Below are 24,217 nucleotides of genomic sequence, written 5' to 3' on the forward strand. Positions count from 1 at the left end.
AACCGTACCTTACCGTTTTCGTGGTCTGGCGGCTATCAGCGCGGGCGGATTTTGCGTGCTAGTTCCAGCGTTCAGCGGCCTGGTGGTCGCTGTCGCGGGCATCGACCCAGCGATCGCCCTGCGCGGTGGCTTCGCGCTTCCAGAACGGCGCGCGGGTTTTCAGGTAATCCATAATAAATTCACTGGCGGCAAAGGCGCTGCCGCGATGGGCGCTGCTGACGCCAACAAACACGATCTCATCACCAGGGAACAGTTCGCCTACGCGATGAATCACCGTCACCTGCTGCAGTGCCCAGCGCTGACGCGCATCCGCCACAATCTCCGCCAGCGCTTTTTCCGTCATACCCGGATAGTGCTCCAGCGTCAGCGCGGCCACGCTGTCGCCGAGATTGTGGTTGCGGACTTTGCCGGTGAAGGTGACGACCGCGCCGTCGCTGTCATGTGCCGCCAGCAGCGCATACTCGTCGCCAACGTTAAACGGCGCGCTGCCGACGCGAATTCGGGTTGTCATGCTCAGCCTCCGGTAACCGGCGGGAAGAACGCCACTTCATCGCCGGCGCGCAGCGGATGGTTCATCGGCACCAGCGTCTGATTCACCGCCGCCAGCAGCTTGCCGGACTCCAGCGCCAGCGCCCAGCGATCGCTTTTCTGCGCCAGCGCAGCGCGCAATGTGGCGACGTCAGCATACTCTGCCGCCAGATCCAGCGCGGCGGTGCCGGTCAGTTCGCGCACCTGGGCAAAAAACAGCACCTTAATCATGGCGCACCGCCCGGAAATCACCGGATTTACCACCGCTTTTGCTCAGCAGCCGCAGCTGGTCGATGACGATATCTTTCTGCACCGCTTTGCACATGTCGTAGATGGTCAGCGCCGCGACCGAGGCGGCGGTCAGCGCTTCCATTTCCACGCCGGTTTTGCCGCTCAGGCGACAGCGCGAGGTAATGCGTACGCGGCTGTGCTCCGGCTCAGCCACCAGCGTCACCTCGACTTTGCTCAGCATCAGCGGATGGCACAGCGGAATCAGTTCCCAGGTGCGCTTCGCCGCCTGAATACCGGCAATGCGTGCGGTGGCGAAAACATCGCCTTTGTCATGGCTGCCGTCGAGGATCATTTGCAGCGTGGCCGGCTGCATCAGCACCAGGGCTTCCGCCTGCGCTTCTCGCACGGTGTCAGTTTTGCCGGAGACGTCCACCATGTGGGCTTCGCCGGCCGCGTTGATATGGGTTAACGAGGACATGCTTATAACTTCTTCAAATGTGAGACAAAATTACACGGACGCGTACGCGCATCCAGCTGGGCTTCAATGATCCGCTCCCATGCACTGCGGCAGGCGCCGGTTGAGCCCGGCACGGCGAACAGCAGCGTCTGGTTGGCCAGACCGGCCACCGCGCGTGATTGCAGCGTCGCGCTGCCGATCTCCTCGTAGGAGATCATGCGAAACAGTTCGCCAAAGCCGTCAATTTCGCGATCCAGCAGCGGCAGCAGGGCTTCCGGCGTACTGTTTTTACTGTTAAAGCCGGTACCGCCGTTAATCAGCACCACCTGCACATCTTCACTGGCGATCCAGCGCGACACCGTGGCGCGGATGCGATAACGGTTGTCCGGGACGATGGCGTGATCGACCACCTGATGCCCGGCTTCGGTCAGCGCCTCACGCAGATAGTCGCCAGAGCTGTCACTGCTGGCGTCGCGGCTGTCAGAGACGGTCATCACCGCCGCATTTAAGGCGACAAAATCGCCGGAAGGTTTACCCATGGCCGTAACTCCTGTGTTTAGCCACCAATGAAGGAGAGGTTCTGCGTGATGCCGGTATTGCCCTGATGCAGGAAATGCGTCTGCTTCTTCTGCCCGAGGCTGTGAGCGATGCGCGCCTGCAGCTCGGCCTGCTGATCGTCGGAGGCCAGCAGATCGCGCAGCGGCACGCCGCCGTCGCCAAACAGGCACAGATGCAGGTTACCGATCGCCGATACGCGCAGGCGATTACAGCTGGCGCAGAAATCTTTTTCATACGGCATGATCAGGCCGACTTCCCCCTGATAATCCGGATGGCGGAACACCTGGGCCGGACCATCGCTGCGGCCGCGCGGCTGGCGCTGCCAGCCCTGCATGATCAGCTGATCGCGGATCACCTCGCCGGACACATGATGACGGCGGAACAGATCGCCGCCCTCGCCGGTTTCCATCAGCTCGATAAAGCGCAGCTGAATGGGCCGGGTGCGGATCCACGCCAGAAAGGTCTCCAGGCTGTGGCTGTTGACGTCGCGCATCAGCACGCTGTTGACTTTGACGGTGCTGAAACCGGCATCAAAGGCCGCATCAATCCCCGCCATGACTTCGTGAAACTTGTTCTGCCCGGTAATGGCGTGAAACTGCCGTGCGTCGAGGCTGTCGACGCTGACGTTGATATGGGTGAGGCCTGCCGCACGCCAGGCGCCGACGTCGCGCGCCATGCGGTAGCCATTGGTGGTCATGGCGATCTGGCGGATCGCCGCGTTGTCGCGCACGGCGGCAATGATATCGGTGAAGTCGCGCCGCATCGAGGGTTCGCCGCCGGTCAGGCGCACTTTTTCGGTGCCCGCCGCCGCAAAGGCACGCGTCACGCGACGAATCTCATCCAGCGAGAGAAAACTTTTGTTGTGCACGCCGTTCGGCCGGTAGCCGTCGGGCAGGCAGTAGGTACAACGGAAGTTACACACATCCGTGACCGACAGGCGCAGATAATAAAAGCTGCGCGCATAGGCATCTGTAAATTGTGGCACCTGAACACCTTTCCAAAGTACGGGAGATGCAGTCATTTCTTTCTGCACCCTGGCAGCTCGCGGCTGCGGCCAGGCATCCATATCACACGACTTAGGAACGCAAGGCTTGGGAGTCTGTTGTCATTGTGGACAACACGGTTAAAGCAAATGGTAGCGCGATTTGACGCTCGCATCCATCGGCATTTATCGCTATATATATTGATACATAACGTTATTTCACCGCATTTTCGCGACAGGATACGGTAAAATGCGCGACAGATATTGATACACATCAGTTGAACGCCGTCTGCACCTCACGTGCGGCGCTTTAAGGAGCAGCATGAATCGTACCCTGGCAGATTTGGATCGCGTGGTGGCACTCGGCGGCGGCCACGGCCTTGGCCGCGTGATGTCGGCGCTGGCGCCGCTGGGCTCACGCCTGACCGGCATCGTCACCACCACCGACAACGGCGGATCCACTGGCCGCATACGCCGTTCAGAAGGCGGCATTGCCTGGGGCGACATGCGCAACTGCATTAACCAGCTGATCACCGAACCCAGCGTGGCCTCTGCCATGTTCGAGTATCGCTTTACCGGCAACGGCGAACTGGCCGGGCATAATCTGGGCAATCTGATCCTGAAAGCGCTCGATCACCTCAGCGTGCGTCCGCTGGAAGCCATCAACATTATCCGCAACCTGCTGAAGGTGGATGCGTTTCTGATTCCGATGTCGGAACAGCCGGTGGACCTGGTCGCGCAGGATAGCGAAGGCAATATGGTGTACGGTGAAACGGCGATTGACGAAATGAAGCAGGCGCCGGAAGAGCTGATGCTGCACCCTAATGTGGTGCCGACGCGTGAAGCGCTGGACGCCGTCGCCGAGGCCGATTTGATCCTGATTGGTCCTGGCAGTTTTTACACCAGCCTGATGCCGATTCTGCTGATGGAGGAGATGGCACGCGCGCTGCGCCGGACGCCCGCCACCATGGTGTTCATCGGAAATCTCGGGCGCGAACTGAGTCCGGCGGCGGCCAGCCTGACGGTCGCCGACAAGCTGGCGATGATGGAAAAAGCCATTGGCAAACGGGTGATTGACGCCGTGGTGGTTGGCCCGTCAGCAGACACGCGCGGCGTCACTGAGCGGTTGATCGTGCGCGAACCGCTGGAAGCCGCCGATATCCGCTATCGTCACGACCGCCAGCTGCTGCGCCGCGCGCTGGAACATGCCATTCAGGCGGTTTAGCCGGAGCGCAACGCGACAGCCGGCTTCACATTAAGAGGCGGCGATAAACAGTTCACGCAGCTCGTGCAGCTGGTCGCGCACCCGCGCGGCCTCTTCGAACTCCAGGTTCTGCGCGTGCTGCTGCATCTGCCCTTCCAGCTCGTGAATCTTCTTCTGCATGGCCTGTGGCGTGAGCGCCAGATAGCTGGCCTCAGCCTCGGCGGCAGTGCGTGAAGCCGTTTTACCTTTGCCGCGCGTTTTCACCACGTTTTTGCCCAGCTCAAGAATATCGGTGATTTTCTTGTTCAGGCCCTGCGGCACAATGCCCCGCTCTTCGTTATAACGCTGCTGCTTCTCGCGGCGGCGCTCGGTCTCTTCCATCGCCCGCGCCATCGACGGCGTGATCTTATCTGCGTAGAGAATCGCTCTGCCGTTGACGTTACGCGCTGCGCGTCCGATGGTCTGAATCAGCGAGCGCTCGGAGCGCAGGAAGCCCTCTTTATCGGCGTCAAGAATCGCCACCAGCGACACTTCCGGCATATCCAGCCCTTCGCGCAGCAGGTTGATCCCCACCAGCACGTCAAACTCCCCGAGACGTAGATCGCGAATGATCTCCATACGCTCAACGGTATCAATGTCGGAGTGCAGATAACGCACCTTCTCGCCGTGCTCTTCAAGATACTCGGTGAGGTCTTCGGCCATGCGCTTGGTCAGCGTGGTAACCAGCACGCGCTCGTTGATTTCGACGCGCTTGCGGATCTCCGACAGCAGATCGTCGACCTGGGTCGCCACCGGACGCACCTCAAGAATCGGATCGAGCAGACCGGTAGGCCGCACCACCTGATCGATGACGTCGCCGCCCGATTTCTCCAGCTCGTAGTTACCTGGCGTGGCCGAGACGTAAATGGTCTGCGGTGCCAGCGCTTCAAACTCTTCAAAGCGCAGCGGACGGTTGTCCAGCGCTGACGGCAGGCGGAAACCGTACTCCACCAGCGTCTCTTTACGCGCGCGGTCACCGCGATACATGCCGCCAATCTGCGGAATAGTCACGTGGGATTCATCGACCACCAGCAGGCCATCCGCCGGCAGGTAATCAAACAGCGTCGGCGGCGGCTCGCCCGGTCCGCGCCCGGATAGATAGCGCGAATAGTTTTCAATGCCCGAGCAGTAGCCGAGTTCGTTCATCATTTCGAGGTCAAACTGGGTGCGCTGGGTGATGCGCTGCTCTTCCAGCAGTTTGTTGTTCTCCAGCAGCACTTTGCGCCGCACCGCCAGCTCATCCTTGATCTCTTCCATCGCCTGCAGAATACGCTCGCGCGGCGTCACGTAGTGCGTCTTCGGGTAGATGGTGAAACGCGGAATCACCGAGATCACCTGGCCGGTCAGCGGGTCGAACAGCGACAGGCGCTCAACCTCTTCATCAAACAGTTCAACGCGCAGACCAATGTCATCGGATTCCGCCGGGAAGATATCGATCACTTCGCCGCGCACGCGGAAGGTGCCGCGCTGGAAAACCTGATCGTTGCGGGTGTACTGCAGTTCGGCGAGGCGGCGCAGGATGCTGCGCTGGTCGATGATCATGCCGCGCGTCAGATGCAGCATCATTTTCAGGTAGAGATCGGGATCGCCCAGGCCGTAGATAGCAGAAACCGACGCCACCACAATCACGTCGCGGCGCTCCAGCATCGCTTTGGTGGCAGAGAGACGCATCTGCTCGATGTGCTCGTTTACCGCCGCATCTTTCTCGATGAAGGTATCCGAACTGGGCACGTAGGCTTCCGGCTGATAGTAGTCGTAGTAGGAGACGAAGAATTCGACCGCGTTATCCGGGAAGAACTCTTTCATCTCACCATACAGCTGTGCCGCCAGCGTTTTATTCGGTGCCATTACCATGGTCGGCCGGTTGAGATCGGCAATGACGTTGGCGATGGTAAAAGTTTTTCCTGAACCGGTAACCCCCAGCAGCGTCTGGTGCGCCAGTCCATCCTCCAGCCCTTCTTCAAGGCGACGAATCGCCTCAGGCTGATCGCCTGAAGGTTTGAAAGCGGAGTTGAGTTTAAAGGCTTTACTCATGGTATTACGGTTCCTGCTGAAGAAGTCGGCGGGCAGGCTGGTAATTCTACTCTGCTATGGCGATTTTGCCAGAAAAAAATACTGGATATAATTACAGATATGCTGCACGATGATGGGGAGATGCCGCGATTCGCTTCAGCGTAATTTATGCGGTAATCCGGAAGCGTTTGTTGCGCAAGGTTATCCCCAGACGAGCAACGCTTTTAACAATTGTCAATAGAGCGTCATTAAATTGCAGTCTGATGACAAGCCAGACAATTCTCAGGCTTGCTTTTAAATAACCTGCTGATTTAAAAGACTTTGACTCAAAAGCCCAGTTTCGCAGCATTATGTATGCAACCCGCGTATTTCCTCGCTTGCGCCCGGTTTTCAGTCGCTAATGCACAAGGTTATCCACAGGAATAGTGGATAACTGAATCCAGCCCCACGTCCATCGGCTGTGTATAATTTTCCCCTCGCTTATCCTGCCGTGCGAAAAAATTTTTTTTGCGATTATTTTTCCATCATCCCGTGCGGCTTTAACTATTCTTTTGGCGTACCCCATCGTGCCGTAACGGGAAAAAGCCCAGCGTTAAGGCCACTTATTTCTTCAGTCCCTGCCTTATGACAGCACAGATGCACCAGAAACGTTAAGCAGTCAGCACCGTCAAAGTGCAGGCGAGTTATTACTGTGGGCAATTGTTAAGCTTTGCTCATCAATTATGGCGAGTTTCGCTGCCTTTTACCCCGATTGAGGCTGCTTTGGCGGATCTGGCCTGGGAATTGCAGTGAATTAACGGTGGAGTGACGAGTCCATGCCGGCAGGATGAACAAGCGCCGCCGGCGACAGCAGTGTCCCAATAGCCATTGTGCATGACTGTATGCCAGACGACACAGAGCGGGAGCATTCAGGCGAATAATCTGGAAGGAGAATGTCAGATGCTGAGTTTACGTTCGGTGAATCAATTTTACGGTCAGAACCATATTTTATGGGATGTGGATCTCGATCTGCCGCCAGGCACCTGCACCGGCGTGCTGGGCAGCCCGGGGATGGGCAAAACCACGCTGGTGAACTGTATTATGGGTCGCCTGCCCATTAATAGTGGATCGATGACCTGGCAGGAAGACGGCGCGCCGCCGGAAAACCTGCTGCTGCAGCCTGCTGAGCAACGCGCGCGCATGGGCATCGGCTACGTACCACAGGGACGCCACATCTTTTCCCAGATGAGCGTAGAAGATAACCTGCTGATTGCGCTGATGGCGGCACAGGACGATCGCAGCCGCGCCATTCCCGAGATGGTGTTCGATCTGTTTCCGGCGCTCTACTCGCTGCGTCATCAGCGCAGTGGCGAACTGCCGATGGATCAGCAGCAGCAGCTGGCCCTGGCGCGCGCGCTGGTGCTGCAGCCGAAACTATTGATCCTCGATGAACCCACCGAAGGCATGTCGCCGTGGCTGGAGGAGGAGATGGGGAATCTGATTTGCCGCCTGAACCGCGACTATGGCCTGACGATTCTGCTGCTGGAACAGCATGTGTCGTTCATTCGCCGCGTGGCAGACTATTTTCTGCTGCTGCATCGTGGCCGCAACGTGGCGCAGGGCAGCGTGGCGCAGCTGGATGATGTAACGGTGAGTAAGTGGCTAACGGCCACCTAGCGTCGGTAGCCTGCGGCGCAGAGTGCTGCGCCGCCGCGCCATTTACTGTGGCAGGGTAAGGTAACGGCCACAGTCGGCCTGCTGCGCCGCGCTGCTCAGCCACGGAATCTCACCGAGGAACGGGGCCGCAATGCGCTGTTGCAGCGTTGCCAGATATTCCGCATGTCGCTTACCCGGCGGCTGGATGTCATTGGCAATCCAGCCGGCAAGGCGCAACCCGCGCGCCTTCACCGCTTCCGCCGTCAGCATGGCGTGGTTGATGCAGCCGAGCTTCACGCCGACCACCAGAATCACCGGCAGCTGCTCGGCGGCGACCCAGTCGGCATAAGTTTGCGTCGCGGACAGCGGCGTGAACCAGCCGCCCGCGCCTTCCACCAGCACCCATTCAGCCTGCTGCTCCAGCGCGCGTAAACCAGCGGAGAGCTGCGCAAATTCAATCGGTCTGCCCTCTTCCGCGCTGACGATATGCGGCGACGTCGGTTCGATGAACGCCAGCGGGTTCACCTGCTCATAGCTCAGCGCCAGGCTGCTGTAGCGCTGCAGCGCCAGCGCGTCGCTGTTGCGCACGCCGTCGGGCGTGACCTCGCAGCCGGAGGCCACCGGTTTGTAGCCGGCAGTGCGTAATCCCGCAGCGCTGGCCGCCTGCAACAGGGCGCCGCTGGCGACCGTTTTGCCCACTTCGGTGTCAGTTCCGGTAATAAACCAGCGTGTCATTTTTGTAAAACTCCATACATCAGGTGATAACTGAGACGATAGCCGTGCGCATCCTGCGGCCAGTGCTGCTCCAGCTGCGCCAGCTGCGGGCGCGTCAGCAATGCTGCCTGCCGTCCATCGTGCAGATGCGTCGCGCCGATGCCTTTCAGCGAGCGCATGGCGCTGAGCGCGCTGGGGAAATGCAGCGTGACGATCTGCGTCTGGCTGCGCAGCGGCAGGCCCGCGGCAGCCAGGGCAAAGGCATCGCCGCTGAGGAAGCGATTGGCGTGACGCCGACCATCGATCTGCGCCCACGCCTGGTGCACCTCCTGCAGCGAGCCGTCGAGCAGCGTCGAGAACAGCACGCTGCCGCCCGGGCGCGTCACGCGCAGAAACTGCTGCAGCGCGGTGCGCAGATCGCTGCTCCACTGCACCGCCAGGTTGCTCCAGACGCCGTCGACGCTGTTATCCGCCAGCGGTAACTGGTCGATATCGCCCTGTAAATAGTCGTGCGCCGAGTGCTGTTCGCGTGCCGCCTGCAGCATCGCCGGTGACAGATCCAGCGCGCAAACCTGGCGACCGCGATCGCGCCAGTAGCGGCTGAACCAGCCGGTGCCGCAGCCGGCGTCCAGCAGCTGCGGGCCAAATCCGGCCGGCGCCAGCGCCAGCAGCGCCTCGCCGCTCTGGCGCTGCAGCTGAGCATGCTGTTCGTAATGCGCGGCCGCCCGGCCAAATGCCTGCGCCACCGCCTGTTTATTCACCTGCAGCGTCATACAGTGCCTCCAGCAACGCGTCGATATCTTCGGGATGATGCGCCGCGGTGAGCGTAATGCGCAGCCGCGCGGTACCCGGCGGCACCGTCGGTGGCCGGATCGCGCTCACCCAGCAACCGGCCTGCGCCAGCCGCTGCGCCAGCGCCAGCGCGGCGTGGTTTTCACCGACGATCAGCGGCTGAATGGCGCTGTCAGAGGCCATCAGCTGCCACGGCAACTGCGCCGCGCCCGCGCGAAAGCGGGCAATATTTTGCTGTAACCGCGCGCGCAACGCGTCGCCCTGCTGGATCTGCGCCAGCGCCGCCAGCAGCGCACAGCACTGCGCCGGCGGCATGGCGGTGGAATAGATTAAATGGCGCGAGAATTGCTCGACGTAATCTGCGGTAGCGTCATCACACAGCAGCGCGGCGCCGCTGACGCCAAAGCCTTTACCAAAAGTCACCACCAGCAGTTCCGGTTTCACCTGCTGCTGCCAGCAGCTGCCGCGCCCCTGCTCACCGGTGACGCCAATGCCGTGCGCATCGTCCACCAGCAGCCAGCCGCCCGCGCGCCGGGTTTCGGCGGCAAGTTCAGCCAGCGGCGCACTGTCGCCATCCATGCTGAATACGCCCTCGGTTACCACCAGCGTGCCGCCTTCCGCGCGCGTCGCCAGCAGCTTCGCCAGGCTGGCCGGCTGGTTGTGGGCAAAACGACGCAGCGTTGCCGGACTGTGACTGGCGGCATCCAGCAGCGAGGCGTGCGCCAGTTTGTCAGCGATAATGCGATCCGACTTTTGCGCCAGCAGATGGATCACTGCCTGGTTGGCGGCAAAGCCGGAGATAAACAGCAGCGCGCGCGGGTAGCCGAGCCAGGACGCCAGCTGCTGCTCCAGCTGCGCATGGTGACGGCTGTAGCCGGTGACGTGGCCGGAAGCGCCGGCACCGACGCCCGCCTCGCGCACGCCCTGCTGCCAGGCAGCCATCACCGCCGGATGCTGGCTCAGGCCGAGGTAATCATTACTGGAGAAGTGGCGATAGCGCTGCCCGTCGAGGGTAATTTCACGCACGCTGTTGTGCTCAATGCGCCGCCGCTGCCGCCAGCCGTCGGCGGCACGCTGCGCCGTCAGCGCCTGCGCAATACGTTCAGACCACATTTACACGGCCGCGTTATAGAACTGCGCGCTGTCGGCGTGCAGCAACTGCTCGCTGAGCTGATGCTGCTGTTCGTTATCGCCCGCAGTCGTGGCGGTGTGCTCCGGATTCAGGCCCAGCTTGCGGAACAGGATCAGATCTTTGTCCTCTTCCGGGTTCGGCGTGGTCAGCAGCTTGCAGCCGTAGAAAATCGAGTTGGCACCCGCCATGAAGCACATCGCCTGGGTCTGTTCGCTCATCTGCTCGCGACCGGCCGACAGACGCACGTGCGAGGTCGGCATCATGATGCGCGCCACGGCAATGGTGCGGATAAAGTCGAATGGCTCGACGTCATCATTATCCGCCAGCGGCGTGCCTTTGACTTTCACCAGCATGTTAATCGGCACGCTCTCCGGCGGCGTGGGCAGGTTGGCCAGCTGCACCAGCAATCCGGCGCGGTCGTTAACCGTTTCGCCCAGCCCGACAATGCCGCCTGAGCACACTTTGATGCCGGCGTTGCGCACTTTATCCAGCGTATCAAGACGCTCCTGATAGGTACGGGTGGTGATGATGCTGCCGTAAAACTCCGGCGAGGTGTCGAGGTTATGGTTGTAAAAATCGAGCCCGGCGCTGGCCAGCCGCTGCGCCTGATCGTGGTCAAGCGTTCCCAGCGTCATGCAGGTTTCCATGCCCATGGCTTTCACGCCCTGCACCATCTGCTCAAGGTACGGCATGTCGCGCTCGTGCGGGTTTTTCCACGCCGCGCCCATGCAGAAGCGGCTGGAGCCGGCTGCTTTGGCCTTGCGCGCCGATTCCAGCACCGCTTCCACCTCCATCAGGCGCTCGGTTTCCAGCCCGGTTTTATAACGCGCGCTCTGCGGACAGTATTTACAGTCTTCCGGACAGGCGCCGGTTTTGATCGACAGCAGCGTGCTGACCTGCACCTGACGTGGGTCGAAGTGCTGGCGGTGCACCTGCTGTGCTTCAAACATCAGCTCGAGAAAAGGTTTATCAAACAGCGCCTGAGCCTGAGCCAGTGTCCAGCGATTAGCCATTGCTTACTCCAAAAAAGGGGGTTCATCCTGACGATTAACGTGGTTATACTTGTAAACTAAATCTTTTCAAAATGGTTTACAAGACAGATGTTCACACAGGACGACCTCCGCTTTGACCGCCAGCATATCTGGCATCCCTACACCTCAATGCGCGATCCGCTGCCGTGCTACCCGGTGGTGGCCGCGCACGGCTGCACGCTGCAGCTGGCCGATGAACGTGAGCTGGTCGACGGCATGTCGTCGTGGTGGGCAGCGATCCACGGCTATAACCATCCGCGCCTCAATCAGGCGTTGCAGCAGCAGATGGCGCAGATGTCACACGTGATGTTCGGCGGCATCACCCATCCGCCAGCCGTGGAGCTGAGCCGCCAGCTGATCGCCATGACGCCTGAGGCGCTGGAGTGCGTGTTCCTCGCCGATTCCGGCTCGATCGCCGTCGAAGTGTCGATGAAAATGGCGCTGCAGTACTGGCTGGGTCGCGGAGAGACGCGGCAGAAATTCCTCACGCTGCAGCGCGGTTATCACGGCGATACGTTTGCCGCCATGTCAGTGTGCGATCCGGAAAACTCCATGCACAGCCTGTGGCGCGGCTACCTGCCCGAGCATCTGTTCGCCCGCGCGCCGCAGTGTGGCTTTGACGATGACTGGGATGACAACGATATTGCCGATTTCGCCCGGCTAATCGAGCAGCACCATCGCAGTATCGCAGCGGTAATTCTGGAACCTATCGTGCAGGGTGCCGGCGGCATGCGTTTCTACCATCCACGCTATCTGCAACAGGTGCGGGCGCTGTGCGATCGCTACGGTTTATTGCTGATCGCCGATGAGATCGCCACCGGCTTCGGCCGCAGCGGCAAGCTGTTTGCCTGCGAGCACGCCGGCATCACGCCGGACATTTTGTGTCTCGGCAAGGCGCTGACCGGCGGCACCCTGACGCTCTCCGCCACCCTGACCACACGCGACGTCGCCGATACTATCAGCCGCAGCGCGGCGGGCTGCTTTATGCACGGGCCGACGTTCATGGGCAATCCGCTGGCCTGTGCGGTGGCAGTCGAAAGCCTGAAGCTGATCAACGAAGGCCACTGGCCGGCGCAGGTGGCGGCGATTGAGCAGCAGCTGCGAACGGAACTGCTGCCGCTGCGCGGCCATCCGATGGTGGCGGATGCGCGCGTGCTGGGGGCGATTGGCGTGATTGAGACCCATCAGCCGGTGAACATGGCGGCGCTGCAGCAGTTCTTCGTGGAACGCGGCGTATGGATTCGCCCGTTCGGTAAGCTGATTTACCTGATGCCACCTTATCTGATTTCTGCCGCACAGCTGACGCAGCTGACGGCGGCGCTAAGCGCGGCGCTGGCGGTGGACGGCCATTTTCAGCCCTGACACCGCTGGCACTCGCCGCCATTTTCCACCATCATGGAAAGCCGCATACAACAGGAAAGGAGAGATCATGCGCGTAGTGAGCCAGGATTTTAACGATGGCGATAAAATGCCCGAGCGCCACGTGTTTAACGGCATGGGTTACCAGGGCGATAATCTGTCGCCGCACCTGGCATGGGATGAAGTGCCGGCCGGCACCAAAAGCTTTGTGGTGACCTGCTACGATCCGGATGCCCCGACCGGCTCCGGCTGGTGGCACTGGGTGGTCGCTAATATTCCGGCTGAGGTGACCGTGCTGTCACAGGGCGCCGGTTCCGGCGTGGCGGAACTGCCAGAGGGTGCCATTCAGACGCGCACCGATTTCGGTCAGAACGGTTACGGTGGTGCAGCACCGCCGCAGGGCGAATCGCATCGCTACATCTTTACGGTGCATGCGCTGGACGTGGAGAAAATTGAGGTGGACGAAGGTGCCAGCGGCGCGATGGTCGGCTTCAACGTGCATTTCCACGCGCTGGCCAGCGCATCGATCACGGTGAAATACGCCTGATTACATAAGGTGCGCATCGCTGCGCACCCCGGCAGAGGTCGCCGTAGATGGCGACCCTGCATGACTCAGGAGCGTTCCTCAGTCCAGCGCGTGAATCACTACCCACATCGGGCCCTGACCCACGGCGTAACGCGCCAGCGGTTGCAGCAGGCCACGATCGCCGATGCGATAGACTTCAATGTGATGCGATTTCTGCCCCGCCGCCACCAGATACTGACCGCTGCCATCAATGTTAAAGCCACGCGGCTGAGTTTCGGTCGGCTGATAACCTTCAATCGTCAGCACCGAGCCGTCCTCACTGATACTGAACACGGTCAGCGTGCTGCTGGTGCGGTCACAGGCATACAGGAAGCGACCGTCCGGGGTGATATGGATATCCGCTGCCCAGCGCGTATCGCTGAAGCCCGGCGGCATGATATCAAGACTCTGCACGCGCTCGACCTGGCCGTTGACATTGTTCAACGCCCAGACATCGACGGTGCTGTCCAGTTCGTTAACCACATAGCCATAGGTGCCGTTCGGGTGGAACGCCATATGACGCGGGCCGGCGCCTTCTACGGTGGTCACCTGTGGCTGCGCGCGCGGTGCCAGCGTGCCGTCGGCCTGCAGCTGATACAGGCAGATGCGATCCTGCTTCAGCGCCGGTACAAACAGCGTCTGGTTGCTGAGGTCGATATTCGCCGAATGGCAGCCTTCCAGCCCGTTAATTACCTGCAGCGGCGCCTGCGGCAGGCCGTCGCTGCCAATCGGGCTGATGCTGACGCAGGCATCGTTATAGGAGCCGCAGAACAGATAGTTGCCCTGGCGGTCGGTAGAAATGTGAGTCGGGCTGCCCGGCAGCGGCGCTTCACCGGCCAGGCTTAACGTACCGTCGGCCGCAATGCGGTACGCCAGTACGCGAAAATTCGGACGCACGCCGACATAGAGAAAATCTTTCTTCGGGCTCACCACCATCGGCTGCACCTGGCCGGCCACATCCGTGACCTGCAATAACGTCAGTGCGCCATCTTCCTGCATTTGCCAGGCGTGGATCTGCTGGCTCTCGGGACTGGCGGTATACACGACTTGTTTCATGCGTTTTCCTTATTCGCTGCCTGATGAAAAACAGTAACTGTAGCGCGTTTCACCGCCGCGCGCTGGGCTGATTTGTGCCCTGCTTTTTGTCTCAGGGCCGCTGGCGGGTGTAGACTTAATGCTTTGCTAACTCCGGACGGAAAGTGTAATGAGCTACCGCGTAATCGCCCTTGACCTCGACGGCACCCTGCTGACCCCAAACAAAACCATCCTGCCAGAATCCCTTGAAGCCTTAGCCCGCGCGCAACAGGCTGGCGTTCAGGTGCTGATCGTCACCGGTCGCCATCACTGCGCCATTCACCCGTTTTATCAGGCGCTGCAGCTGACAACGCCCGCCATCTGCTGTAACGGTACGTACCTGTACGATTACCAGGCGCAACGGGTGCTGGCGGCCGATCCGCTGGAGAAAAGTCAGGCGGCGCGGGTGATTGAGATGCTCGATCAGGAGAATATTCACGGTCTGCTGTATGTCGATGATGCGATGCTGTACCAGGAAGCGACCGGCCATGTGACGCGCACCCTCAACTGGGCGCAGTCGCTGCCGGAAGCGCAGCGCCCGCTGTTTGTACAGGTGCCGAGCCTGGCGCAGGCGGCGCACGACGCGCAGTCGATCTGGAAATTTGCCCTGTCGCATCCGGATACCCGCGCGCTGCAGCAGTTTGCCGAGCGCACCGAACGCGAGCTGGGTCTGGCGTGTGAATGGTCGTGGCACGATCAGGTCGACATCGCTCAGGCCGGCAACAGCAAAGGCAAACGCCTGGCGCAGTGGGTGGCGAGCCAGGGTCTGAGCATGCAGGACGTGCTGGCGTTTGGCGACAATTACAACGATCTCAGCATGCTGGAGCAGGCCGGGCTGGGCGTGGCGATGGGCAATGCCGATGACGCCATCAAAGCACGCGCGCGCAAAGTGATCGGTACCAACCTTGAGCCGGGCATTGCGCAGGTGATCTACCAGGAAGTGCTGTAATGCCAGACTGGTCGCGGCACAAGGCATCAGTCAGGTTAACCCGAAAAAAGCGCGAAAAATCGCGCCGCTACAGAAGGTGCAACGGGTGATTACTGCAGCGGTACATGGCACATCCGGTAGCGGCGCGATTAATCGCGCTCATCCGCAGACCGGACGTACCGCGCTGTCGTCCGGTTTGTGTTACGCGGTAATCGACACGCTCTTGATCTGCGCATACAGCCACTGATCGGGCCGGATATTCAGCTCGTCGCGCGCCCACGGTGAAATGCGCGCCCACAGCTCGCTTACGCCGATGCGCAGCTTCACTTCGACCTGGTCGTCCAGCTCCAGCAGTTCCACCACCTGCGCCGGTAAAATATTGCGGATCGAGGTATTTTGCGGCGGCTGCAGCGCCAGCGACACGTCCGCCGAGGCGATACGGATGCGCAGTACGCTTTTCACCGGCTGATTCACCCGGCTGACCCAGATGTGCTGATCGCCAAGCGACAGCGCGGTCATCGGGTAATCCGGATGCTGCTCCAGCACCTGCACGCGCAGTACGCTGCTGCGCTCGGCCGGCGGCAGCCACGGCCGCATCGCGCTGCTGCCCCACACTTTTTCCAGCGCGCCGAAGGCTTTGACGTTACCGTTATCCAGCACCAGTACCTGATTCGCCAGCTGGACAATCTCCTCCAGGCTGTGGCTCACGTACAGCAGCGGAATCTCCACCTGCTTCGCCAGCTTCTGCAAATAGGGCATCAGCTCGCGCTTGCGTGGCAGATCGAGCGACGCCAGCGGTTCGTCCATCAGCAGGATATCCGGCGCGCTCAGCAGCGCCCGGCCCATCGCCACGCGCTGCTTTTCGCCACCCGACAGCGAGGCCGGATAGCGATCCAGCAGCGCATCCAGTCCCAGCAGCGTCACCAGCGCCCCGAACTGCGCTTTCATTTTGGGCGCCATGCCATACTGCAGATTGCCGCGCACGCGATAATGGGGAAACAGGCGCGCATCCTGAAACACGTAGCCGATGCGGCGTTTTTCCGGCGGCAGATTGATACCGCTGTCGCGGTCAAACAACAGACGATCGTTAAGCGCAATCTGGCCGCTCTGCGGCTGCGTCAGACCGCTGATGGCATTGATTAATGAGGTTTTTCCTGCCCCGGACACGCCAAAAATCGCGGTGATGCCGCTGGCCGGAATCTCCACATCGACGTTGAGCTGATGCTCACCGAGCTGTTGCGCAATGTTGATTTTCAGCATCAGGCCGCTCCCAGCCGCTTGCGGCCCCAGCGCGCCAGCAGCTCTGAGGCCACCAGCGACAGCAGCGCCAGCGCAATCGCCACCGCGCACAGCCGCGCCGCAGTGCCTTCCGCGCCGGGCGTTTCAATCAGGGTAAACATGGCGGACGGAATGGTGCGGGTTTCGCCAGGAATGTTGGAGACAAAGGTAATGGTGGCGCCAAATTCACCGAGCGAGCGGGCGAACGCCAGCACGGTGCCAACGATGATGCCCGGGAAAGTCAGCGGCAGTGTGATGGTGAAAAACACCCGCCAGCGGCCCGCGCCCAGGGTACGTGCCGCCTGTTCCAGCCGGCTGTCTACCGCTTCCAGTGCCAGACGAATGGCGCGCACCATCAGCGGAAACGCCATCACCGCCGAGGCCAGCACCGCACCGCGCCAGCTGAAGGCGAAGGTGATACCGAACCAGTCATACAGCCAGCTGCCAATCAGACCGCGCCGTCCCAGCGTCAGCAGCAGCAAATAGCCCACCACCACCGGCGGCAGCACCAGCGGCAGGTGAATCAGGCTATCGAGCAGGGTTTTGCCGGGAAAGCGACAGCGCGCCAGAATCCAAGCCATCAGGATGCCAAACGGCAGGCTGCACAGCACCGCCACGCAGGAAACTTTCAGGCTGAGGAACACGGCCTGCCATTCGGGATCGCTCAGTATCATCTCTTCGGCGTAAATCCATACTGTTTAAACACGGCAGCGGCATCCGGCCCCTGCAGATAGTCATAGAAGGCCTGCACCGCTGCGTTCTGGTGATCGCTGACCACCGCCATCGGGTACTCTACGGGTTTGTGACTCGCTTCGGGGAAGCGTCCGACCACCTGCACCTTATCACTGGATACCGCGTCGGAACCGTACACGATGCCATATGGCGTTTCGCGTCGCTCCACCAGCGCCAGCGCGGCACGCACGTTGTTAGCCGGTGCGAGCCGTGAAGACAGCGTGTCCCACGCACCCAGCTTTTGCAGCGCTTCTTTGGCATAGATGCCTGCCGGCACGTGATCCGGATCGCCCACCGCCAGGCGCTCGCCCTTAAGCAGGTTCTGCCATGGGGTCTGCGCATTGATGGTCACCGGCTGCGCGTTAGCGCTTTTTGCCGCCACCAGCACCAGATCATTGCCCAGCAGCGTGTAGCGCGTACTGCCGATCACGCTGTTTTTCGCCACCGCATCGTCCATCCACTGCTGATCGGCAGAGATAAACAGATCCGCCGGGGCGCCCTGCTCGATTTGCCGCGCCAGCGTCGACGAGGAAGCGAACGAGGATACCACTTCAACGCCGCTTTTTTGCTGATATTGCGTGGCAATCTGCTGCATCGCATTGGTCAGCGAGGCCGCAGCGAACACAGTAATTTTCTCCGCCGCCAGCGCCTGACCCGACAGCGACACGGTGACCACGGCTGCGGCCGCCCAGTGATAAAGCGTATTTTGCATAGAGAACTCCAGGTTACGTTATATAGTTGATAATACAACGCGAGCCTGAAAGCTGTCATGAGCTTTATATCGGCAAAAACGGCGGGAAGTTAAGGGCAAAACGCCCGCAGCGTGCGGGCGTTAAAAATCAGTGGTGTGAGCTATTGGCGGGACGGTCGTCGCGGCGGCCAAATTTAGAGATGACGTTAAAGACTTCACCCAGGCCGTAAATCAGACCCAGCATAATCGCCATCACGATGGGCACCATGATGATGGCGACCGCCAGGCTTTTTAACAGTTCCAGCATGGAAACCTCGCGCAAAGAGTAAAAAAGTGATTGTAACGGCTGGAGAAAAAAAGGCACTGCCCTTTTCGTGCTTTTACTTTAGGCCTTACAATTGGCGCATTCACCTAAGGAGCTGACATGCAGGCAGAACTCTCTCTTCACATTCGTCTTCAGCAGAAACTGTTTGCCGATCCGCGCCGTATCGAGCTGCTCAGGCGCGTGCAGGAAACCGGCTCCATCAGCCAGGGCGCCAGACTGGCGGGCATCAGCTATAAAAGCGCCTGGGACGCCATCAATGAGATGAATCAGCTGGCGGATCAGACGCTGGTCGAACGCGCGACCGGCGGCAAAGGCGGCGGCGGTGCCCGGCTGACGCGCTACGGCGAGCGATTGATTCAGCTGTTTCAGCTGATGGAGCAGATCCAGCAAAAAGCCTTTGACGTGCTGCAAAACGACAGCCTGCCGCTCGACAGCCTGCTAGCGGCGATCGCCCGCTTTTCCCTGCAAACCAGCGCGCGCAACCAGCTGTTTGGCACGGTGCAGGCGCGCGATCGTCAGCAGGTGCAGCAGCATGTTGAGATACTGCTGAACGACGGCGTGACGCGCCTGCAGGTGGCCCTGACCGAACGCAGCGCGGAGCGGCTGCAGCTCGACAGCGGTAAAGAGGTGCTGGTGCTGATCAAAGCGCCGTGGATCCGCCTGACGCCTGACGCCGCCGAGGGCGATAATCAGCTGCCGGGCGTTGTCCACACCATCGAACCCGGCGAGACGCAGAGTGAAGTAATAATTGCGCTGACGGGCGGTGAAATGTTGTGCGCCACCGTCCCCAGCCAGGCGCTTCGCCAGCATAATCTGCAGCCCGGCAGCGCCGTGACCGCCTGTTTTAATGCAGAACACGCCATCATCGCCACACTGCTCTGATCTGGCCGCTATGATTTGACTTCATTTCGCTGGCTCGCTACAACTGAGCGACTTGATGCAGAAAACGGAACAAATCATGGCCTCATTGCAAATTTCGCAAGGCATATTTCACCTGAGCGATAGCCGTACCCTGACCCTGCCGGACTTAACCCTGCACAGCGGCGAAAGCTGGGCCTTTGTCGGTGCCAATGGCAGCGGTAAATCTTCGCTGGCGCGCGCGCTGTCCGGCGAGCTGACGGCGGCAAAGGGCGAGCTGCGGCAGGATTTTCAGCGCCGCACCCGTCTGTCGCTGGAGCAGCTACAACAGCTGGTGACGCAGGAGTGGGAGCGCAACAACACCGATCTGCTGAGTGAAGGCGAAGATGACACCGGCCGCACCGCGCTGGAGATCATTCAGGATGAAGTAAAGGATGAGGCGCGGGCGCAGGCGCTGGCACAGCAGTTTGGCATCAGCGCTTTACTGACTCGCCGCTTCAAATACCTTTCTACCGGCGAAACGCGCAAAACGCTGCTGTGTCAGGCGCTGATGGCGCAGCCGGATTTGCTGATCCTCGACGAACCTTTTGATGGTCTGGATGTGGCATCGCGCGCCAGCCTTGCCGATACGCTGCATCAGCTGCATCGCGACGGCTACACCGTGGTGCTGGTGCTGAACCGCTTTGACGATATCCCGGATTTTGTCCAGCAGGTCGGCGTGCTGGCGGAGTGCACGCTGACGCACGTGGGCGCGCGCCAGGCGATTCTCGCCGAAGCGCTGGTGGCGCAACTGGCGCACAGCGAACGCCTGCAGGGCATGGCGCTGCCGGAGCCGGACCAGCCGGATCAGCTGCCGCAGCTGGCGGCAGATGCGCCGCGCGTTATCCTGCGCAACGGCGTGGTGTCGTATAACGATCATGCGGTGATCGACGGCCTGAACTGGCAGGTCAATCCCGGCGAGCACTGGCAGATCATCGGCCCCAACGGCGCGGGTAAATCGACCCTGCTCAGCCTGGTCACCGGCGATCATCCGCAGGGCTACAGCAATGATTTAACGCTGTTTGGTATTCGGCGCGGCAGCGGTGAAACCATCTGGGACATCAAGCAGCATATCGGTTACGTCAGCAGCAGCCTGCATCTGGATTACCGCGTCAGCTGTAACGTGCGTACGGTGATCCTCTCAGGCTTTTTTGATTCGATCGGTCTGTATCAGGCGGTATCGGATCGGCAGAAAGCGCTGGCGCGCCAGTGGCTGGCGCTGCTTGGCATGGACAATGCGCTGGCCGATGCGCCGTTTCATAGCCTGTCGTGGGGCCAGCAGCGGCTGGTGCTGATTGCGCGCGCGCTGGTGAAGCACCCGACGCTGTTAATCCTGGATGAACCGCTGCAGGGGCTCGATCCCATTAACCGCCAGCTGGTGCGCCGCTTTGTTGATGTGCTGATCGGCGAAGGTCGTACCCAGCTGATGTTTGTGTCCCACCACGCCGAGGACGCGCCGCAGTGCATCACCCACCGCCTGAGTTTTGTAAAACAGGGCGCGGGCTATGTCTATCAGCAGGAGGCGTTGCGTTAGTTTTCATTGATGAGCGGGTCGCCATCCATGGCGGCCCGGCGATAACAGTACGCACCTGACAGATTTCCTTCCCTAAAAATGTAACCGCTACCACTAGCCTGCCGCATTATTCAGCAAACGCTGCGCATAAACCCACAAAATGAGAATCGTCACCTTGTGTAAACGATACCATTTATCCAGACTGGATCACGCTTTCAGCGCCACCGTTATGCTACGTTGAAGGCAGTGATTTTCTTCTGTTTGCCGATTACCAGGACTTGTTATGCAAAAATTTAACCCGGTCGATCATCCGCATCGCCGCTATAACCCGTTGATCGATCAATGGGTGCTGGTGTCACCGCATCGCGCCAAACGTCCGTGGCAGGGTGCGCAGGAGACACCAGCGCTGGAGCAACTGCCCGCACACGATCCGGACTGCTTCCTGTGCGCCGGTAACACCCGTATCACCGGCGACAAAAATCCCGATTACAAAAGCACTTACGTATTCACCAATGACTTCGCCGCGCTGATGACCGATACGCCGGATGCGCCGCAGAGCGATGATGTGCTGATGCGCTGTGAAGGCGCGCGCGGTACCAGCCGGGTGATCTGCTTCTCACCGGATCACAGCAAAACCCTGCCCGAACTGCCGCTGCACAACTTGCAGGATATCGTGCGCACCTGGCAGGAGCAGACCGCTGAACTCGGTCAGCACTATCCGTGGGTGCAGGTATTTGAAAACAAAGGCGCAGCCATGGGCTGCTCAAATCCGCATCCGCACGGTCAGGTGTGGGCCAACAGTTTTCTGCCGAATGAAGCGCAAAAAGAGGATGACAATCAGCGCCGCTACTTTGCCGATAAAGGTACGCCGCTGCTGGTGGATTACGTAGCGCGCGAACTGCAGGACGGCAGCCGTACCGTGGTCGAAACCGATCACTGGCTGGCGGTAGTGCCGTGGTGGGCGGCCTGGCCGTTTGAAACCCTGCTGCTGCCTAAAACGCACGTGAAACGTATTACCGATCTCAGCGAGGCGCAGCGCACCGATCTGGCGCTGGCGCTCAAGCAGCTCACCAGCCGTTACGACAATCTGTTCCAGTGCTCGTTCCCCTATTCGATGGGCTGGCACGGCGCGCCGTTTAACGACGAAGCCAACGATCACTGGCAGCTGCACGCGCACTTCTATCCCCCGCTGCTGCGCTCCGCCACGGTACGGAAATTTATGGTTGGCTACGAGATGCTGGCCGAGACCCAACGTGATTTAACGGCGGAACAGGCAGCAGAACGTCTGCGCTCTGTCAGCGCTATTCATTTCCGCGAGGAACAATAAATGTCTTTAAAATCGATCACTCAACAGGTTTTCGCTGACACCTTCGGCTACGCGCCGAGCCACAGCATTCAGGCACCGGGCCGGGTGAACCTGATCGGCGAGCATACCGATTACAACGACGGCTTCGTGCTGCCCTGCGCCATTGACTATCAGACCGTGATTGCCTGCGCCCGCCGCGACGATCGCCAGGTGCGCGTGGTGGCGGTGGATTACGACAATCAGCAGGATAGCTTCTCGCTGGATGCGCCGATTGAGCCGCTCAGCGAACCGATGTGGGCCAATTACGTGCGCGGCGTGGTGAAACATCTGCAGCAGCGCGACGCCAGCTTTGGCGGCGTGGATATGGTGATCAGCGGCAACGTGCCGCAGGGTGCCGGTCTCAGCTCGTCCGCCTCGCTGGAAGTGGCGGTGGGCACTGTGTTCCAGCAGCTGTATCAGCTGAAGCTCGACGGCGCAGCGATTGCCGTTAACGGGCAGGAAGCGGAGAACCAGTTTGTTGGCTGCAACTGCGGCATCATGGATCAGCTGATATCCGCACTCGGCCAGCAGGATCACGCCATGCTGCTGGACTGCCGCACGCTGGGTACGCGCGCCGTATCCATGCCGGAGGATGTCGCGGTAGTGATTATCAACTCGAACTTCCGCCGTAATCTGGTGGGCAGCGAATACAATACCCGCCGCGAGCAGTGCGAAACCGGTGCGCGCTTCTTCAACAAAAAGGCGCTGCGCGACGTGACGCTGGAGGAGTTTGCGGCGGCAGAACAGCAGCTCGATCCGCTGGTGGCCAAACGCGTGCGTCACGTGATCACCGAAAACGCCCGGACGCTGGAAGCGGCGGACGCGCTGAGCAGCGGCGATCTGCAACGCATGGGTGAGCTGATGGCCGCCTCGCACGCCTCAATGCGCGACGATTTTGAGATCACCGTGCCGCCCATCGATCAGCTGGTGGAGATTGTTAAAGCGGAAATCGGCCCGCGCGGCGGCGTGCGCATGACCGGCGGCGGCTTCGGCGGCTGTATTGTCGCCCTGATGCCAACCGATCTGGTCGATCAGGTGAAAGCGGCGGTGGCGCAGCAGTACGAAGCGCAGACCGGCATTAAAGAGACCTTTTACGTGTGCAAAGCCTCAGCAGGAGCCGGCCAATGGTAAGCGACGTCAACTCTCATGCGCCGGACGGCCAGCCGTGGCGCATCACCGTGCTGCGCAACCGCAACGGCATGGTCGCCACCTTTATGGACTGGGGCGCCACCTGGCTGTCGGCGCGCGTGCCGATGCAGGACGGCAGCGTGCGCGAAGCGCTGCTCGGCTGCGCCACGCCGTCCGACTATCTGCATCAGGATGCTTATCTCGGTGCCACCATCGGGCGTTACGCGAACCGCATCGCCTTCGCTGAGCTGAAGCCGCTTAACCGGCTGCTGGCGGCCAATCAGGGTCCGCACCAGCTGCATGGCGGGCCGCAGGGTTTCGACAAGCGCCGCTGGCAGATTCTCAGCCAGAGTGACAGCGAAGTGCACTATCGTCTTGATTCGCCGGACGGCGACCAGGGCTACCCCGGCAATCTGATTGCCGATGTAATTTATCAGCTCGATGACGATAACTGTCTGTCGATTCGCTATGAAGCGCAGACCGATCAGGCCTGTCCGGTCAACCTGACCAACCATGCTTACTTCAACCTTGATGCGCATCATGGCGACGCGCGCCAGCATCGCTTACAACTGCAGGCCGATCGTTATCTGCCGGTGGACAGCGCAGGCATTCCCAATGCGCCGCTGAAAGCGGTGGACGGCACCAGCTTTGATTTCCGCCAGCCGAAACGCGTGGCAGATGAGTTCCTGGCCGACGACGATCAGCGCGCGGTGAAAGGTTACGATCACGCGTTTCTGCTCACCACCGCCGGTGACAGCAGCCAGCCTGCTGCGCAGCTGTGGTCAGCGGACGACAAACTTAGCGTGAGCGTGTTCACCGCCGCGCCGGCGCTGCAGTTCTACTCCGGCAACTATCTGGAGGGAACGCGCGCCCGTGAACAGGGCAGCTATACTGCTTTCCAGGGCATCGCTCTGGAGAGTGAGTTTTTACCGGATTCGCCCAACCATAGCGAGTGGCCGCAGCCTGATTGCTGGCTGCAGCCCGGCGACACATGGCACTCCGTGACGCGTTATCGCTTCACCCCGCACTAAGCGCCGGTTGAAAAACGCGCACTGCGGTGCCGACA

At 60.6% G+C, this 24,217-nt stretch carries 25 protein-coding genes and 1 riboswitch; of the genes, 10 read left to right on the forward strand and 15 right to left on the reverse strand.

All coding sequences use genetic code 11. The features are described from left to right. Positions 1-58 precede the first annotated feature (58 nt). The 5 genes from moaE to moaA all read right to left on the reverse strand — a co-directional run bounded on the left by moaE (position 59) and on the right by moaA (position 2,759). On the reverse strand, positions 59-511 hold the full coding sequence (gene moaE / locus E7738_RS08330; protein ID WP_021508491.1) for a molybdopterin synthase catalytic subunit MoaE: 453 nt from the start codon (positions 509-511) through the stop codon (positions 59-61). Positions 512-513: 2 nt separating this feature from the next. After that, the gene (moaD, locus tag E7738_RS08335) at positions 514-759 is read right to left on the reverse strand and encodes a molybdopterin synthase sulfur carrier subunit (RefSeq protein WP_021508492.1); all 246 of its coding nucleotides are present in this window, start codon (positions 757-759) and stop codon (positions 514-516) included. After that, positions 752-1,237 (reverse strand): cyclic pyranopterin monophosphate synthase MoaC, encoded by a 486-nt coding sequence (gene moaC / locus E7738_RS08340; RefSeq protein ID WP_021508493.1) that lies wholly within the window; start codon positions 1,235-1,237, stop codon positions 752-754. Before moaC ends, moaD begins: the two co-directional genes overlap by 8 nt. Before the next feature lie 2 nt (positions 1,238-1,239). Next, the gene (gene moaB / locus E7738_RS08345; protein WP_058769469.1) at positions 1,240-1,755 is read right to left on the reverse strand and encodes a molybdenum cofactor biosynthesis protein B; all 516 of its coding nucleotides are present in this window, start codon (positions 1,753-1,755) and stop codon (positions 1,240-1,242) included. Between the two features lie 17 nt (positions 1,756-1,772). Further along, positions 1,773-2,759: a GTP 3',8-cyclase MoaA gene (moaA, locus tag E7738_RS08350; RefSeq protein ID WP_021508495.1), complete on the reverse strand. Its 987-nt coding sequence runs from the start codon at positions 2,757-2,759 to the stop codon at positions 1,773-1,775. Next, positions 2,748-2,884: riboswitch (molybdenum cofactor riboswitch) on the reverse strand. It overlaps the preceding gene by 12 nt. 194 nt (positions 2,885-3,078) lie before the next feature. Between moaA and yvcK the strand changes: the two genes are divergently transcribed. Continuing rightward, positions 3,079-3,981: a gluconeogenesis factor YvcK family protein gene (gene yvcK / locus E7738_RS08355; RefSeq protein ID WP_021508496.1), complete on the forward strand. Its 903-nt coding sequence runs from the start codon at positions 3,079-3,081 to the stop codon at positions 3,979-3,981. A 30-nt stretch (positions 3,982-4,011) separates the two neighbouring features. On the opposite strand, the gene uvrB is transcribed toward yvcK, so the two are convergent. After that, positions 4,012-6,033, reverse strand: coding sequence for an excinuclease ABC subunit UvrB (gene uvrB / locus E7738_RS08360; protein ID WP_021508497.1), 2,022 nt, complete (start codon positions 6,031-6,033; stop codon positions 4,012-4,014). Between the two features lie 918 nt (positions 6,034-6,951). Between uvrB and E7738_RS08365 the strand changes: the two genes are divergently transcribed. Continuing rightward, on the forward strand, positions 6,952-7,668 hold the full coding sequence (locus tag E7738_RS08365) for an ABC transporter ATP-binding protein (protein WP_394516286.1): 717 nt from the start codon (positions 6,952-6,954) through the stop codon (positions 7,666-7,668). A 42-nt stretch (positions 7,669-7,710) separates the two neighbouring features. Here E7738_RS08365 and bioD read toward each other — a convergent pair whose 3' ends face one another. From bioD to bioB, 4 genes are read right to left on the reverse strand one after another with little or no spacing between them, the layout of a single operon-like run. Continuing rightward, entirely contained in the window at positions 7,711-8,382 is a 672-nt protein-coding gene (gene bioD, locus E7738_RS08370; RefSeq protein WP_058775301.1) for a dethiobiotin synthase, read from the reverse strand. Continuing rightward, the gene (bioC, locus tag E7738_RS08375) at positions 8,379-9,134 is read right to left on the reverse strand and encodes a malonyl-ACP O-methyltransferase BioC (protein WP_394516287.1); all 756 of its coding nucleotides are present in this window, start codon (positions 9,132-9,134) and stop codon (positions 8,379-8,381) included. The genes bioD and bioC overlap by 4 nt, the downstream gene beginning before the upstream one ends. Further along, a complete protein-coding gene (gene bioF / locus E7738_RS08380; protein WP_275025690.1) occupies positions 9,115-10,266 on the reverse strand; it encodes an 8-amino-7-oxononanoate synthase in 1,152 nt (383 codons plus the stop codon). The genes bioC and bioF overlap by 20 nt, the downstream gene beginning before the upstream one ends. Beyond that, the gene (gene bioB, locus E7738_RS08385) at positions 10,267-11,298 is read right to left on the reverse strand and encodes a biotin synthase BioB (RefSeq protein ID WP_058757850.1); all 1,032 of its coding nucleotides are present in this window, start codon (positions 11,296-11,298) and stop codon (positions 10,267-10,269) included. An 87-nt stretch (positions 11,299-11,385) separates the two neighbouring features. On the opposite strand from bioB, the gene bioA reads away from it, so the two are divergent. Together bioA and E7738_RS08395 are read left to right on the forward strand one after the other, a co-directional pair. Then, entirely contained in the window at positions 11,386-12,678 is a 1,293-nt protein-coding gene (gene bioA / locus E7738_RS08390) for an adenosylmethionine--8-amino-7-oxononanoate transaminase (RefSeq protein ID WP_394516288.1), read from the forward strand. A 67-nt stretch (positions 12,679-12,745) separates the two neighbouring features. After that, a complete protein-coding gene (locus tag E7738_RS08395) occupies positions 12,746-13,222 on the forward strand; it encodes a kinase inhibitor (protein WP_021508505.1) in 477 nt (158 codons plus the stop codon). 78 nt (positions 13,223-13,300) lie between these two features. Here E7738_RS08395 and pgl read toward each other — a convergent pair whose 3' ends face one another. Beyond that, complete coding sequence (gene pgl, locus E7738_RS08400) at positions 13,301-14,296, reverse strand: 6-phosphogluconolactonase (RefSeq protein ID WP_348878658.1); 996 nt, start codon at positions 14,294-14,296, stop codon at positions 13,301-13,303. A gap of 148 nt (positions 14,297-14,444) precedes the next feature. Here pgl and E7738_RS08405 point away from each other — a divergent pair, with 148 nt between their 5' ends. Beyond that, complete coding sequence (locus E7738_RS08405) at positions 14,445-15,263, forward strand: pyridoxal phosphatase (RefSeq protein ID WP_058757854.1); 819 nt, start codon at positions 14,445-14,447, stop codon at positions 15,261-15,263. Between the two features lie 180 nt (positions 15,264-15,443). Here the strand turns inward: E7738_RS08405 and modC are convergent, their stop codons facing one another. The 4 genes from modC to E7738_RS08425 all read right to left on the reverse strand — a co-directional run bounded on the left by modC (position 15,444) and on the right by E7738_RS08425 (position 18,250). Continuing rightward, positions 15,444-16,502, reverse strand: a complete 1,059-nt coding sequence (gene modC, locus E7738_RS08410; protein WP_104092707.1) for a molybdenum ABC transporter ATP-binding protein ModC — start codon at positions 16,500-16,502, stop codon at positions 15,444-15,446. Further along, positions 16,502-17,194, reverse strand: coding sequence for a molybdate ABC transporter permease subunit (gene modB, locus E7738_RS08415; RefSeq protein WP_021508509.1), 693 nt, complete (start codon positions 17,192-17,194; stop codon positions 16,502-16,504). The genes modC and modB overlap by 1 nt, the downstream gene beginning before the upstream one ends. Beyond that, positions 17,191-17,964, reverse strand: a complete 774-nt coding sequence (gene modA / locus E7738_RS08420; protein ID WP_394516289.1) for a molybdate ABC transporter substrate-binding protein — start codon at positions 17,962-17,964, stop codon at positions 17,191-17,193. The genes modB and modA overlap by 4 nt, the downstream gene beginning before the upstream one ends. A 127-nt stretch (positions 17,965-18,091) precedes the next feature. Further along, positions 18,092-18,250 (reverse strand): AcrZ family multidrug efflux pump-associated protein, encoded by a 159-nt coding sequence (locus E7738_RS08425; RefSeq protein WP_021508511.1) that lies wholly within the window; start codon positions 18,248-18,250, stop codon positions 18,092-18,094. 117 nt (positions 18,251-18,367) lie between these two features. On the opposite strand from E7738_RS08425, the gene modE reads away from it, so the two are divergent. From modE to galM, 5 genes are all read left to right on the forward strand, one after another. Further along, a complete protein-coding gene (modE, locus tag E7738_RS08430) occupies positions 18,368-19,150 on the forward strand; it encodes a molybdenum-dependent transcriptional regulator (RefSeq protein ID WP_348878656.1) in 783 nt (260 codons plus the stop codon). 76 nt (positions 19,151-19,226) lie between these two features. Then, on the forward strand, positions 19,227-20,699 hold the full coding sequence (gene modF / locus E7738_RS08435) for a molybdate ABC transporter ATP-binding protein ModF (RefSeq protein ID WP_104187140.1): 1,473 nt from the start codon (positions 19,227-19,229) through the stop codon (positions 20,697-20,699). A 262-nt stretch (positions 20,700-20,961) separates the two neighbouring features. Then, complete coding sequence (galT, locus tag E7738_RS08440) at positions 20,962-22,005, forward strand: galactose-1-phosphate uridylyltransferase (RefSeq protein WP_394516290.1); 1,044 nt, start codon at positions 20,962-20,964, stop codon at positions 22,003-22,005. Next, positions 22,006-23,154 carry a galactokinase gene (gene galK, locus E7738_RS08445; protein ID WP_058781271.1) on the forward strand — a complete coding sequence of 383 codons (1,149 nt, stop codon included), beginning with the start codon at positions 22,006-22,008 and terminating at the stop codon, positions 23,152-23,154. Then, on the forward strand, positions 23,148-24,182 hold the full coding sequence (gene galM, locus E7738_RS08450; protein ID WP_058757860.1) for a galactose-1-epimerase: 1,035 nt from the start codon (positions 23,148-23,150) through the stop codon (positions 24,180-24,182). The genes galK and galM overlap by 7 nt, the downstream gene beginning before the upstream one ends. Positions 24,183-24,217: the final 35 nt, after the last annotated feature.

The sequence above is a fragment of the Pantoea sp. SGAir0430 genome (assembly GCF_043549295.1).

What these genes read in the sequence shown, in the direction of transcription:
- moaE (WP_021508491.1), bottom strand. Translation starts at nt 511, where the DNA reads ATGACAACCCGAATTCGCGTCGGCAGCGCGCCGTTTAACGTTGGCGAC.
- moaD (WP_021508492.1), bottom strand. Translation starts at nt 759, where the DNA reads ATGATTAAGGTGCTGTTTTTTGCCCAGGTGCGCGAACTGACCGGCACC.
- moaC (WP_021508493.1), bottom strand. Translation starts at nt 1,237, where the DNA reads ATGTCCTCGTTAACCCATATCAACGCGGCCGGCGAAGCCCACATGGTG.
- moaB (WP_058769469.1), bottom strand. Translation starts at nt 1,755, where the DNA reads ATGGGTAAACCTTCCGGCGATTTTGTCGCCTTAAATGCGGCGGTGATG.
- yvcK (WP_021508496.1), top strand. Translation starts at nt 3,079, where the DNA reads ATGAATCGTACCCTGGCAGATTTGGATCGCGTGGTGGCACTCGGCGGC.
- uvrB (WP_021508497.1), bottom strand. Translation starts at nt 6,033, where the DNA reads ATGAGTAAAGCCTTTAAACTCAACTCCGCTTTCAAACCTTCAGGCGAT.
- E7738_RS08365 (WP_394516286.1), top strand. Translation starts at nt 6,952, where the DNA reads ATGCTGAGTTTACGTTCGGTGAATCAATTTTACGGTCAGAACCATATT.
- bioD (WP_058775301.1), bottom strand. Translation starts at nt 8,382, where the DNA reads ATGACACGCTGGTTTATTACCGGAACTGACACCGAAGTGGGCAAAACG.
- bioC (WP_394516287.1), bottom strand. Translation starts at nt 9,134, where the DNA reads ATGACGCTGCAGGTGAATAAACAGGCGGTGGCGCAGGCATTTGGCCGG.
- bioF (WP_275025690.1), bottom strand. Translation starts at nt 10,266, where the DNA reads ATGTGGTCTGAACGTATTGCGCAGGCGCTGACGGCGCAGCGTGCCGCC.
- bioB (WP_058757850.1), bottom strand. Translation starts at nt 11,298, where the DNA reads ATGGCTAATCGCTGGACACTGGCTCAGGCTCAGGCGCTGTTTGATAAA.
- bioA (WP_394516288.1), top strand. Translation starts at nt 11,386, where the DNA reads ATGTTCACACAGGACGACCTCCGCTTTGACCGCCAGCATATCTGGCAT.
- E7738_RS08395 (WP_021508505.1), top strand. Translation starts at nt 12,746, where the DNA reads ATGCGCGTAGTGAGCCAGGATTTTAACGATGGCGATAAAATGCCCGAG.
- pgl (WP_348878658.1), bottom strand. Translation starts at nt 14,296, where the DNA reads ATGAAACAAGTCGTGTATACCGCCAGTCCCGAGAGCCAGCAGATCCAC.
- E7738_RS08405 (WP_058757854.1), top strand. Translation starts at nt 14,445, where the DNA reads ATGAGCTACCGCGTAATCGCCCTTGACCTCGACGGCACCCTGCTGACC.
- modC (WP_104092707.1), bottom strand. Translation starts at nt 16,502, where the DNA reads ATGCTGAAAATCAACATTGCGCAACAGCTCGGTGAGCATCAGCTCAAC.
- modB (WP_021508509.1), bottom strand. Translation starts at nt 17,194, where the DNA reads ATGATACTGAGCGATCCCGAATGGCAGGCCGTGTTCCTCAGCCTGAAA.
- modA (WP_394516289.1), bottom strand. Translation starts at nt 17,964, where the DNA reads ATGCAAAATACGCTTTATCACTGGGCGGCCGCAGCCGTGGTCACCGTG.
- E7738_RS08425 (WP_021508511.1), bottom strand. Translation starts at nt 18,250, where the DNA reads ATGCTGGAACTGTTAAAAAGCCTGGCGGTCGCCATCATCATGGTGCCC.
- modE (WP_348878656.1), top strand. Translation starts at nt 18,368, where the DNA reads ATGCAGGCAGAACTCTCTCTTCACATTCGTCTTCAGCAGAAACTGTTT.
- modF (WP_104187140.1), top strand. Translation starts at nt 19,227, where the DNA reads ATGGCCTCATTGCAAATTTCGCAAGGCATATTTCACCTGAGCGATAGC.
- galT (WP_394516290.1), top strand. Translation starts at nt 20,962, where the DNA reads ATGCAAAAATTTAACCCGGTCGATCATCCGCATCGCCGCTATAACCCG.
- galK (WP_058781271.1), top strand. Translation starts at nt 22,006, where the DNA reads ATGTCTTTAAAATCGATCACTCAACAGGTTTTCGCTGACACCTTCGGC.
- galM (WP_058757860.1), top strand. Translation starts at nt 23,148, where the DNA reads ATGGTAAGCGACGTCAACTCTCATGCGCCGGACGGCCAGCCGTGGCGC.